General features: G+C 43.0%; 9 protein-coding genes. 5 read left to right on the plus strand and 4 right to left on the minus strand.

Annotated elements, in window-relative coordinates:
* Window positions 1-103: 103 nt before the first annotated feature.
* On the minus strand, window positions 104-1,957 hold the full coding sequence (locus OKW21_RS09855) for a vWA domain-containing protein (protein WP_277479250.1): 1,854 nt from the start codon (window positions 1,955-1,957) through the stop codon (window positions 104-106).
* 186 nt (window positions 1,958-2,143) lie between these two features.
* On the opposite strand from OKW21_RS09855, the gene OKW21_RS09860 reads away from it, so the two are divergent.
* The gene (locus OKW21_RS09860) at window positions 2,144-2,731 is read left to right on the plus strand and encodes an RNA polymerase sigma factor (protein ID WP_277479251.1); all 588 of its coding nucleotides are present in this window, start codon (window positions 2,144-2,146) and stop codon (window positions 2,729-2,731) included.
* On the plus strand, window positions 2,724-4,049 hold the full coding sequence (locus OKW21_RS09865) for an energy transducer TonB (protein WP_277479252.1): 1,326 nt from the start codon (window positions 2,724-2,726) through the stop codon (window positions 4,047-4,049). Before OKW21_RS09860 ends, OKW21_RS09865 begins: the two co-directional genes overlap by 8 nt.
* Before the next feature lie 6 nt (window positions 4,050-4,055).
* Here OKW21_RS09865 and OKW21_RS09870 read toward each other — a convergent pair whose 3' ends face one another.
* Both OKW21_RS09870 and OKW21_RS09875 read right to left on the minus strand, forming a co-directional pair.
* Window positions 4,056-4,841 (minus strand): hypothetical protein, encoded by a 786-nt coding sequence (locus OKW21_RS09870; protein WP_277479253.1) that lies wholly within the window; start codon window positions 4,839-4,841, stop codon window positions 4,056-4,058.
* Window positions 4,842-5,077: 236 nt separating this feature from the next.
* Window positions 5,078-6,301 (minus strand): FG-GAP repeat domain-containing protein, encoded by a 1,224-nt coding sequence (locus OKW21_RS09875; protein WP_277479254.1) that lies wholly within the window; start codon window positions 6,299-6,301, stop codon window positions 5,078-5,080.
* A gap of 146 nt (window positions 6,302-6,447) precedes the next feature.
* Between OKW21_RS09875 and OKW21_RS09880 the strand changes: the two genes are divergently transcribed.
* Together OKW21_RS09880 and OKW21_RS09885 are read left to right on the plus strand one after the other, a co-directional pair.
* Entirely contained in the window at window positions 6,448-7,830 is a 1,383-nt protein-coding gene (locus OKW21_RS09880) for a sigma-54-dependent transcriptional regulator (RefSeq protein WP_277479255.1), read from the plus strand.
* A 135-nt stretch (window positions 7,831-7,965) separates the two neighbouring features.
* On the plus strand, window positions 7,966-9,321 hold the full coding sequence (locus OKW21_RS09885; RefSeq protein ID WP_277479256.1) for a sensor histidine kinase: 1,356 nt from the start codon (window positions 7,966-7,968) through the stop codon (window positions 9,319-9,321).
* Window positions 9,322-9,629: 308 nt separating this feature from the next.
* On the opposite strand, the gene OKW21_RS09890 is transcribed toward OKW21_RS09885, so the two are convergent.
* Window positions 9,630-11,570 (minus strand): OmpA family protein, encoded by a 1,941-nt coding sequence (locus OKW21_RS09890; RefSeq protein WP_277479257.1) that lies wholly within the window; start codon window positions 11,568-11,570, stop codon window positions 9,630-9,632.
* Between the two features lie 141 nt (window positions 11,571-11,711).
* On the opposite strand from OKW21_RS09890, the gene OKW21_RS09895 reads away from it, so the two are divergent.
* The gene (locus OKW21_RS09895; RefSeq protein ID WP_277479258.1) at window positions 11,712-12,683 is read left to right on the plus strand and encodes an isoaspartyl peptidase/L-asparaginase family protein; all 972 of its coding nucleotides are present in this window, start codon (window positions 11,712-11,714) and stop codon (window positions 12,681-12,683) included.
* Window positions 12,684-12,705 lie beyond the last annotated feature (22 nt).

The following is a 12,705-nucleotide window of genomic DNA, read 5'->3' on the forward strand; positions in this document are numbered from 1 at the left end:
TAATCCTCTTTTCATTTGGTATTATTTTGTGCCTATATCAAGTATATTGAGGAAAAGAGGACTTTCCAATTTCTTTGAAAAAATGAAAAGTCCTGCTCACCTTTTACTTGCTTGCCATCAGGTTACAGGATTCTACCATGCGGATAAACTCCTGGCGGTAGCCTTCTTTGTCACCACCTTTGGCTCCTTGTGCCAACCTTGCTATAGCATCATAAGTTAGGTCACCTTTGTACTCTGAATCGCGCAGCAGCATCCCGAAGCCAGCGACGGCTGCTGCAAAGCGGAAATTATCACTGGTGTCCTCTAATCGTACAGTACGGTCCAGTAAAGGTTGTTCTATCAACTGGCTTTTACTGCCATCGGGGCTTTTGTAGCGCAGCTTTAATATTAGCATTTCATCTGACTGTCTGGCATTGGATTTTACTTTTTGCTCCTGGTATTTAAGCGGTTCAACAGAAGGCACATCTTCTTCACTATCCGCAGGAATGATTTCATACATGGCTGTCACAGTATGTCCTGAACCCAGCTCACCCGCATCTTTTTTGTCATTATTGAAGTCTTCATTCTTGAGCGCACGGTTTTCATAGCCGAGTAGCCGGTAGGCTTTCACCTTGGTGGGATTGAATTCAAGCTGTAGCTTGACATCCTTGGCAATGGTGAATAAAGTGCCACCAAACTCATTGACCAACACCTTCTTGGCTTCCTGGATATTGTCAATGTAAGCATAGTTCCCATTGCCCTTATCAGCCAGGATTTCCATTTTTGAATCTTTGTAATTGCCCATGCCAAAGCCCAGCACAGTCAGGAACACTCCATCTTCCCGCTTCTGTTCAATAAGCCGTTCCATGCCCGCATCACTGGACTCCCCCACATTAAAATCCCCATCGGTAGCCAGGATGACACGGTTATTTCCATCTTCCTGAAAGTTCTCTTTTGCTATTGTATAGGCCAGTTTAATGCCCGCGCCACCGGCAGTAGAGCCCCCTGCCTGCAACTGATCCAGCGCCAGCATGATCTTTTCTTTCTGGCTGGCTGGGGTTGAAGGAAGTACCATACCGGCAGCTCCGGCATACACCACAATGGCTACTCTGTCCTCTGGCCGCATCTGCTTGACCAGCATACGGAAAGCGCTTTTTAGCAGTGGTAGTTTGCTAGGCGCATTCATAGAGCCGGATACATCTATCAGGAACACCAGGTTAGAAGGGGGCAGGTCTTCAGTTGGAATCTGCTTGCCCTGCAAACCAATGTGTACCAACTGATGCTCCTCATTCCAGGGACAGGCTGAGAGTTCGGTTGCTATCGCAAAAGGAGTGTTACCTTTAGGTTGAGCATAGTCATAAGTAAAGTAGTTGACCATTTCTTCTATGCGCACCGCATCTTTGGGTGGCATCTGTCCCTGATCAATGAAACGGCGGATATTGCTGTAGGAGGCAGCATCCACGTCTATAGAAAAAGTAGAAAGGGCATTATGCTTTACTTCCAGGAAGTCATTCTCGTGGATGGTCGCATAGTTTTCGGTATTGTGTTGCGGAATAGGTTCTTCCTGCGGTGCATGAAATGAGTGCGCATAATCAGCTTCTTCCATCCTTACATTCTGACTCATCTTAGCCTGCTGCTGCCTTCCGTATGTGGTAACTACTACTTCTGACAAAGACTGCACATCTGCCTTTAGGCTTACATTGACTTTTTTACGTTGCTTTATATTCACTTCCTCTGTGGCAAAACCGATAGAAGAAAAGATTAATGTCTCCTGGCCAGTAGTGACTTCCAACTGAAATTTCCCCTCTAAATCAGTAATAGTACCTGAATCTGTACCTTTGATCAGCACATTGACTCCCGGCAGCGGGCTGCCATCTTCAGCAGAAGTGACAATTCCAGTTACAGTGTAAGCAGTACTGAGCCGATGGGTAAAAGCCATCAGGACCAGTGCGATGAATATAAAAATATACTTTTTCATAATATTATTTGTTTTTTAGTAAGATGTTCAGGCAGTGGAGATTCCATAAAGCGAGAGAAATAATTTTTTTTCAGCATGATTTATGGAAAATGAAGAGAGTTAGCATCTTACTGATGTAACTGACCAAAGAGGCAGTCTAAACTTTGTATGAGAAATTAGCCTACTGCTCAATTAGTACTGGTGTTTATGTTTTTGAAAAGACTTACTTCACGTGTGGTTCCGGATGATGCGAGTTTGCTACGAAAGTATGCACACACGGGTGATTTGGTGTATCTGGGCGATTTGTACAGTCGCTATACCCACCTGGTATATGGAGTATGTCTGAAATACCTCAAAGATGAAGAGGCCAGTAAGGATGCGGTAATGCAGCTATTTGAAAAGCTGACGATAAGTCTGAAAGAGACTCAGGTCAGGGAGTTTAAAAGCTGGTTGTTTACCGTCACCAAAAATCATTGTCTTATGCAGTTAAGGGCGCAGCAAAAGCATCAACTGGATCGCTTAGACCCTTTGCATGAAAATGGCTATGGAGCTCCTTCTGAAGCTACAATAGAACAAAGTTTGGAAGAACTGCCGGTTGATCGCTGGAGCCTGATAGAGAAAGGGCTGCCAACTTTGCCTGTGGAACAACAGGAATGTATTCGCCTGTTTTATCTGGAACAGAAGTCTTATCAGGAAGTAGCGGATTTAACGGGCTATCAGTTGAAGAAGGTAAAGAGCTATTTACAAAATGGTAAACGTAATCTGAAAATTTTTGTGGAAAAGAACCATGAGTAAGCTACATAAAGATAGCGACCTGCTGAGGACAGAACTGATGAAAAAGTTCAGGGATGGGACTTTGTCTGCTGAAGAGGAAGCATATCTGCATGCTTTGAAATCAGCCGAACCTTTTATAGCTGATGCGCTGGAAGGAACTTTTGTCCTGGAGGATGGAGATCGTTTTGCTGATGGAGTAGAAGAGCTACAAGGCCGCATTCTGGAAAGAGCAAAAACTACAAAAGGTCATAAGGTTTACTGGTTGCCTGTTGCGGCCTCACTGGCAGTATTATTAGGTTTGTTCTATGTGGTCTATACTTTTCTGCTGCCCTCAGATACGTCTGGCCTGAGCAGGCAGGAGGAAGTTCCTTCGGCAACAGTACCGGAAGAAAACGCTGAGAAGGAATCAGAACTCTCTCCGCTAAGCCAGCTCCCGCCTGAGGATTTGACCGATTCGCAAGAGGTAAATGAAGAAAAATTGCCACAGACTTTGGCTTTGGTAGAGCCTTCAGCGATGTCAGCATACTCAGGGAGTGATGATGAAGACTCTTTTTCTGCTTCTCCTTCTTATCCGTCTGAATCTTATGGAGGCCGACAATCATTAAAGGAGGTAGAACCAAAAGCTTATGATGAGAATTTCACCTTATCTCAGGGAATACAAAACAGCCAGGAAGAAGGAAAAACAAAAGCTGATCCGGAGAATATGAGTCGTTCAGGTAGGCCTTCATCTGCTGCCCTACAGGCTATGCATGAGGGCTGGAAAACCATCAGCGGGAGAGTCATTGATCAGGAAAATAAAAATCCTCTCCCCGGCGTAAATGTGCTGGTTAAAGAAACTACTATCGGTAGCATTACTGATGTAGAAGGGCGCTTTGTCATTGACTTCCCTCAGGATTATAACAAACTGGTCATTTCATCAATTGGCTACCAAACCACTGAAGTAAATGTAAATCAACAGGATACTTTAGCAGTGTCTTTAGAGCAGGACATGCAGTCATTAAGTGAAGTAGTTACGATGGGGTTTGGAAGTGAAAGAGAAGAAGTTTCAGTCACTTCGGCCAAACCGCTTAAGGGCATGCAAGCCTATAGAAAATACCTGAGCGACCACCAAAGATACCCTGAAGACTGGAAGGAGGGAGATAAAGGGGTAGTAAAACTATCCTTTACAGTGTTTCCAAATGGAAAGCCAGGCGACATTATGGTTGAAAAAAGCGCAGGAGACTGGCTGGACCAGGAAGCCATACGACTGCTAGAGGAAGGCCCTGCCTGGGAGCCTGCTACCCGCGATGGAGTAGCCATAAGCCAGGAAGTGAAGTTGAGAGTCAAGTTTAAAAAGTAAGGCCGGTTATGGAATTGCTATAACTTCAATATCACCAAACGTAAGATCGGTATTGTGGGCAATCAGTAGAGCGCTACCCGACTGTAGATTATCATCGGCAACTTCTCTTGCTACAAAATCCCAGTGTGAAGGCTCAGGCCGTTGAGCTTCCCAAAGTTTTACACTATAGCGAGTGGTTGAGTCATTCAGATTTTTTACCTGATGTTTCATCCTGTACTTTGTATTCAGTTGGATGCTGCGAAGCCCACAGCTATCTTCTGCATAGAGGTTTTCTCCATCAAAAATACGCCATCTACAACTATCCAGTTGTGTGGTAAGTCTGAATTCTGATGTGGCCCCCAGAGGATACCATTTGACATGGGGCTGATGCTCATCCAGGTCATGGCCTGGCCAGCGGGTGGCGATGGCTGCATGACTTACCCCAAATGTAGGTGGACCTTTTTGGCGTGGACTGAAATCATGAAATATCACGGATGTACTTACTTCATAATCTTGCCAGCTATCGTCACCGATTGCGATCACCCTGTCATAATAAGGTTCTTCAGTGCGTAGGCCTGCTTTTGTGAGTTTCCATTTTCCGTCGACAATTTGCACCGCTTCCTGTAAGTGCTCAACACTATCCCAATGAATGTGGTAAGGCAGCGGCCAGGCTTGCTTAGGGTGAAGGTACAGGCTTAAATCGAGAGAGACCTCATTGCCCAGGCTATCCTGGACAAATACCGTGACATAATTTTTTCCCTCTAGCAATGAATCTATAGGAATGTCCAGGTTGAAATCTCCCTTTTTGGCCAATCTACGTTTATCAGTTCCCAGGCTAAATACACGCTCTGTTTCTCCATTGATACGATAAAAAGCTTGATCAATCCCTTTATCACTGTTAATGTTTCCCAGTATGTTAGCCCATCTTTGCGGATAGCCCTTCTGACCGAAATGCTGAGTCTCACCATATCATAGTGTTATGACTGGTTTTGGGGAATTGTAGTGGCAGGCAGTAAGTATGAACAAAAGAAAAGCTCTAATGAAAGTCCTCATGGCGCGCCTTCATTGATCCAAATGTCCAGACGAGGAGCTTTCCAGGTATAGGGTTTGCCTAACACATCATAGTCACCATCACCATCCAGGTCAGCAATTCTACCCTCATGTACGCCAAAACCGGTGGCGATAACCTCTTCATGAAAACTGCCTTTTCCATCGCCCAGCAGTAGCCTGGTTTTGGCATCGGGATTTCCCTCACCAAAACGCATTTCGGCAGTAAAGAGATCAAGCTGCCCATCCTGATTGAAATCGCCTACCTCAAGGGTATGACCGTTGTCTACTTTTTCAAGGATGGCTTTCCTTTTCCAGGTACCTTCATTCCATTCGTAGAGCATCATAGGGGCTACACCATCGCCAACCACTAATATGACTTCCGGTCTCCCCCCTTCAATAAATTGTCCGGCTGCTGCACGGGTAAAAGTATAGCTGGCATCAATGATGTTTTCCTGATAGCTATCATTGGAAAAGGTAAAATACCTTCCACCACCGATGATATCTTCAATTCCGTCCTGGTCTATATCTGCTTTGGCCAAACCTTCGTGTTCATGGGTGGCTTTCCAGGACGGATAACCTTCCTGGCCCAGTTGCTCCATTTCACTATCTGTACTGTAAGTATAAATCTTTTGGATAGGCCACTCTTCAGCAGTTTTTGGGTTAGATGGAATTTCTGCCAGAAATAGCGTTTGTGCCTGCTGGTTCCAAAACACCAGCTCCTGCGCTCCATCACCGTCAAAGTCACCGAAAAGCTGGTCGTGATGTTTGTTCTTACCGGACTTTTTGATGGTGTAGCGCTTCCAGCTTTGGCTGAAATCTGGATAGGGATTTTCCCACCACCAGACTTCATTACTTCGGCTTTCACCCCCAAAGACAATATCCTGGTCGCCATCACCGTCAATATCCAGGTGAGCAGAACCTGCTTCTATACGAAGAGCCTCATCCTCAATAATTTGTCTTTCCCAACGCTCACCTTGTTTCTTGTACCACACCACTGAAGGGGCCTGTGTCCTTTCGGTAATTACAAAGTCCAGCACACCATCTTTATCCAGGTCACATACTAAAGAGGCAGTTTGCTGATTGCCGGTGTTAGGTATTTCTAAATCACCATTTTCAGTAGAATAGTGTTTCCACTGATTTTTCAGTATGACAGTGTCAAGAGCGTTTAAAGTAAATTGAGGTTCATCAGCATAGACTGATTGATGAAGAGCGTTATCTGGCAAAAAGAAGTTTGAGCTTGTGTTTTTTGTGAGAAAAGGTAGTAAGAGAAACAGCAAAAAAATATGTCTGGTATGCATGAGTAGTAGGATGTAAGTGTTTTACTAAAACTAATCATTGTGTCATATTGAAACAAACTTTACCTTCATCCATGGATAAAAAGGAAGGCAAAATTCTCATTATAGACGATGATCAGGCGGTGCTGTATACTGCCAAAATGATTCTGAAACAACTTTTCACCCAGGTCAGAACAGAAAGCCATCCTTCCCAAATAATGCCTCTGCTGGAAAAAGAACATTTTGATGTGATACTGCTGGATATGAATTTTGTCCAGGGAAAAACCAGCGGGCAGGAGGGCTTGTTCTGGATCAAAGAGATGTTGAAAGTAGATGAGAAGGCGCAGATAGTCGTTACCACCGCTTATGGAGACATTGATTTAGCAGTCAATGCCATGAAAGAGGGTGCGGTAGACTTTCTGACCAAACCCTGGGAAAAAGAAAGACTGGCTGCTACGATAGTGTCACATTACCACAGACATCGTTCGGAGCAGGAGGTCAGCCAGCTGAAGCACCGTGAACAGGCGCTGAGCCAGGATTTGGAAAGCTCTTTTCAGGAGATCATAAGCCAATCTGAGGCAATGGATCAGATTTTTGATACCATCAAGAAAGTCTCAGTCACGGATGCCAATGTGCTGATACTAGGAGAAAACGGAACGGGAAAAGAGCTGGTAGCCAGAGCCATTCACCGCTCATCTCCGAGAGCACCTCAAGCCTTTATCAAAGTAGACTTAGGTGCAGTGACAGAAACCTTATTTGAATCCGAGTTATTTGGTCATGCCAAGGGAGCATTTACCGGAGCGGTGGAAGACAGAGCCGGTAGGTTTGAAATTGCTTCCGGAGGAACCTTGTTCCTGGATGAGATCGGCAATCTTTCACTGCCCCTACAAGCCAAGCTTTTGACAGCCTTGCAGAGTAAGCAAATCGTAAGGGTAGGTACAAACAAGCCATTGCAAATTGATGTGAGACTGATCAGTGCTACCAATATGCAATTGTATGAGCTGGCAGAGCAAGAGCATCCCGGCTTTCGTCAGGATTTGCTTTATCGTATCAATACAGTTGAAATTCAGCTTCCTCCCTTACGGAAAAGGCAGGAAGATATATCGGTGCTTGTGCATTATTTCTTAGACCTGTATGGCAGAAAGTATCAAAAGCCTGCACTCAAAATTAATGAGCGCAGCATGAAGCATTTGCGACAGTATCACTGGCCAGGCAATGTACGTGAATTACAACATGCGGTGGAAAGGGCTGTGATCATGAGTGATTCTTCAACTTTGGATGTAGAAGATTTTCTTTTGTCAAAAAAAAGACAAGCGACAGGCGCTACGCTGAAGTCATCCTATAATCTGGAAGAAGTAGAAAAACAGACGATTTCAGAAGCGATACGGAAACATAGCGGAAACCTTAGCCAGGCCTCAAAGGAGTTGGGTATGGGACGGAGCACACTCTACCGTAAAATGAAGAAGTATGGCCTGTAGTAGTCTTAAGGTGTGTAATGGCTATTATTGGTTGATACGGGAAAATTTTTAAAAACTGCAATGTTTTTTTCCAAAGCAGATATCCATCTTATCACTAAGAACTCTAACTCCAGGAACCTTTTCCCTTAGAACACTATGCAAAAAACGATATTCAGGACGCAAATATTTATACGGCTGTTGCTTATCATAGCTATCGGCTTCAGCATAATGTATGTACTGACCGAGACGCACTTCTGGTTGGTATCTATGTGGTTAGGTTTATTGTTGCTCATACTCTTTTTTGAACTGATTCGTTTTATTGAACGAACTCATCTTGAAATGGAAAACCTGGTGATTGCCATCCGACAGGGTGATTTTTCCAATACATATTATAAGCACCCAGCTCTGAAAGGGCATATGCTGAGTCATGCGTTCAATCAGCTGGTAAGCACTTTTCAGCAGCTCAGACAGGAGAAAGAAAGCAACCATCATTACTTCCAGAATATTGTAGAACAAGTTTCCGTGGCTTTGATATGTGTGGATCAGCAAGGAAAAGTGCAACTTGTTAATCTTGCTGCCAAACAACTTTTGAAGAGGCCAGTGCTTAGACATCTGGAAGATGTACAAGCAATAGATAGTGAGCTATATCATACAATCAAGAATATTCAAGCAGGAGAAAAAGCATTAATCCGGGTCATTATTCAGCAACAGCTTTTACATATTTTGTTGCAGGCCACTGAATTCAAAATGCAAGGCAAAGAATTTAAGTTGCTCTCTATACAGGATTTTCGCGCCGAGCTGGAAGAGCAGGAAGTGGCCTCCTGGCAAAAACTGATAAGAGTCCTTACGCATGAGATCATGAATTCAGTGATTCCAATTTCAAACCTTACAGGAATGGTGAGTGAGATGCTGATTCATATAGATGAAGATAATGGCTTGAAGTTGAACGTTCTGAATGATAGTGAAGTGATAGACTTACATGGAAGCCTGCTTACAATTGAGGAAAGAACAAATGGGTTGATTAACTTTGTAAAAGCCTACAAAAGCCTTACTCAAGTTGCTCAACCTCAGTTTCGTTCAGTTAAAGTGGGTATGCTAATAGAAAGGTTACATGCCTTGTTAAAGCCAAAGCTGCATGAGAAAAATATTACCTGGAATAAGAAGGTGGAACCCGCGAATTTAGAGATAAAAGCAGATTTTGAACTTATAGAGCAGGTCCTGATTAACCTGGTAAACAACGCAATATATGCACTTCAAAAGGTTAAAAATCCCGAAATAGATGTCTATGCTTTTGTCAATGAAAAGAATCAGAAAATAATTCAGGTGATTGATAATGGAATAGGTATTGAACGAGAACTGGTAGAGCAGATTTTTATCCCTTTCTTTACTACAAAGAAAAACGGCTCCGGAATAGGATTAAGCCTTTCAAGACAAATCATGCGCCTGCATAAAGGAAATATCAGTGTTCAATCTATTATCGGCGGGGGAACAGTGTTCACGCTGAGTTTCTGATATTGATGCTTCTGTATTAAATTTTACATTCCGTTAAATTTCTCCTAAGCTAAGTTCTGAATTAAATAATTTGAGCTCTTTATCATCCTTTTAACAGAACAGCATATCTGATGCATTGTCTTTGAGTTATGATGATGATCTATCATTTGTAGCGTCTCTTACAAAGATTTTTTACCCTGACGAAACTCAATTTTTAAACTTTCTTCTGTTAAAAAATGCTCGGCAGAAATAAGCGCATTGGAAGGGCTGATGCTCGTTTCCGTATTGCTTTTCATTTTACAATCTAAAAAAAATAAAAGCAGCAGTGCTTACAAGATCTCAAAGGCAATCCTTCTGTTTTTCTGTCTGCCTTCTTCCGTATCGTTGCTGGTGATAGGCTTGGACTGACCGTATCCTCTGGATTGTAGCCTTTCCTCAGAAATTCCAGCATCAACCAGATAGTCATGTACTGCTTTAGCTCGCTTGGCTGAAAGCTCCAAATTATAATCAGCACTTCCCTGATTATCGGTGTGTCCATTGATAGCAATACTTATTTCAGAATTCTCTTCAAGAAAACGCACCACTTTGTTGAGTTCCGGTTTAGAGATTTCTTTGATTTCGTACTTATCCACATCAAAAAAGATATTATTCAACACCGTCTCCTTACCCTTGGCAATAGGTTGTAGATAAATATCTATATGTTTTGGCTCTTGTAGGTTTGTATTTCCTTTTACCGTGTAATTAAATGCCAGACTCTGAAACAAATAGCCTTCACGGTCTACATACAGCGCATACTCAGAACCTTCAGTCAATACCATCAGGTACTCACCATTCTTAGGATCAGAATTTACATCAGCAACTTTTTTTTGCTTATTCAGGTCCATCAGCTCTACCGTGGCGCCCAGCGGCTTTTTGGTTACGGCATCATAAACAATACCTTCAACATAACTACTCCGATTGGTAACTCTTATCTCTTCGGGGATTACAAAAGTATAAATTAAGCTGCTGACGTAATGATCACCCTGTCTATTCTCATTGGAGTAGTAGGCATCTTTCCCATTAGCAGTAATGAAAAGTGAGGCCTGATCTTCTTTGGTATTGATAGGATAACCAAGGTTTTTGGGAGGTGACCAGCTGTTTTCATTTTTTTCAGCAACATAAAGGTCAAACTTCCCAAAGCCAGGAAGCCCATCGGAAGCGAAATAGAGTGTCTGTCCATTAACATGAATAAAAGGAGACACTTCATCACGTGGTGTGTTAATTTCTTTGCCAAGATTTACTGCTTTACACCAGTCGCCTTCTTCATTACGATAAGTCACATAAATATCTCTTCGGCCGATTCCACCTTTTCTGTCAGATACAAAATACAATGTATTTCCATCGGCTGAAAGTGAAGGCTGCGACTCCCAGGAGCTGGCATTTACCTGATTGCCTAAATTTTTCGGCATTGTCCATTCATCACCAATTTTATAGCTTATGTAGAGGTCACAGCTTCCGAAGCCGCTTCTGTCCTGGCAGGCAGTATAAATCAGCGTTCTTCCATCCGCGGATATGGTACAGGTCCCCTCATTTGCACGGGTATTGATGTTGTCTGACAATAGCTCAGGCTTTGACCATTGACCATCATCCTGCTTTTTACTTATATAGATGTCTTCATCATACTGGGGACGAGAGCCTCTTCTTCCTGTGAAGATCATACTTTTCTGGTCAACTGTGAGTACTGGGAAATACTGCAATCCAAGCTGGTTAACTCCACCAGTTACCACTTTGGGTTGGAAATCAACTGGCTTGTTAATGTTTTCTTGTGTAAATTTAATGTTTGTCAAAAGATATCGTGCATCATCCTGCATCAACTTATGGGCGTTCTTTAGATTAATGACATGTTGTGCCAACTCTTCTGCTTCATCATACTCGCCAATTTCAAAGTATATTTCGGCGAGCAACACATGTGCTTCTGAGAACTTAGGATTGTTATATTCAGATTTGACCACTTTTTGGAGATGATGCTTCATGTTATTTTCATCACCCATAGACTTAAAAATCTTGCTCATTCTCAGATGGGCTTCAGCAAAGCCTCCATCTTTTCTTACCGCAGCACTCAAAAGTTCCAGCGCAGGACCATATTGCCTACGTATAAAATAATTGGTAGACTCAACATAATATTTAATCGCTTTCTTTGAGTTAGTAGTATACTCTTGTGTCCTTTGTGCGAGTAATACCTGGCCCATGAGGAGAAAAACAAGAACTAACAAAATTTGGCCATTTTTCATAATTAAGCATTTATTGCTTGAGGATTGAACGATTTTGAAGCGTAAACAGTGCCAATGCGCTGGGAATTCACTAATTTTAAAGCTTCTGCAACTTTCTATTTCAAATACACAATCTCAACTTATTTAATGCTATAACCTGTCATGACACAAAGAAGATCATTTTTAAAGAAAATATCTGCTGCTACATTTGGAATAGGTAATCTGGCTGCTTTAAGACCGGTATTTGGGTATTCTGTGAACAGGCAAGCCAAGAAACCTGTAGTGGTCTCTACCTGGCGGCATGGATTGGCTGCCAACGAAGGTGCCTGGCAAATACTTTCAGCGGGAGGCAGTGCCTTAGATGCAGTAGAAGCAGGGGTGAAAGTCACTGAGGCTGAAGATAACCTGAGCGTAGGCTATGGTGGGTTACCTGATCGTGATGGGCGGGTAACTTTGGATGCCTGCATCATGGATGAAAAGGGGGAGTGCGGTGCTGTAGCTTGCCTGGAGGAGATCATGCATCCGGTATCTGTGGCCAGATTAGTCATGGAAAAGACTCCCCACGTAATGCTGGTAGGTGAAGGGGCCCAGCAATTTGCATTAGATCAGGGCTTTGAGAAACAAAATCTGCTCACTGAAAAAGCAGAAAAAGCCTGGAAGGAATGGTTGGTAGAGGCCGAGTATAAACCCATTATCAACATAGAGAATCATGATACAATAGGCATGCTTGCTCTGGATGAAGCAGGAAACTTATCAGGAGCCTGTACTACCAGCGGCTTGGCTTACAAAATGCATGGCAGAGTCGGTGACTCACCTATCATAGGGGCAGGCTTATATGTAGACAATGAGGTAGGGGCAGCTACTGCTACTGGTATGGGAGAAGCCATTATCAAAATATGTGGTGCACATTTGATTGTAGAACTGATGCGTCAGGGTTACACCCCTCAGGAGGCATGCGAGGTAGCGATCAAGCGTATTTCTAAGCAGAAAAATGCCAAAGATATCCAGATTGGATTTCTGGCACTTGGTAAAAACGGAGAGGTTGGTTCATATGCTTTACACAAAGGCTTTGATTACGCCATGTATGCAGGAGATAAAAATACCATGACAGATGTGGGCAGTTTTTACCGATAATTTACCAATGATTTCTACGATA

The sequence above is a fragment of the Catalinimonas alkaloidigena genome, from assembly GCF_029504655.1.
GTDB classification, from domain to species: domain Bacteria; phylum Bacteroidota; class Bacteroidia; order Cytophagales; family Cyclobacteriaceae; genus Catalinimonas; species Catalinimonas alkaloidigena.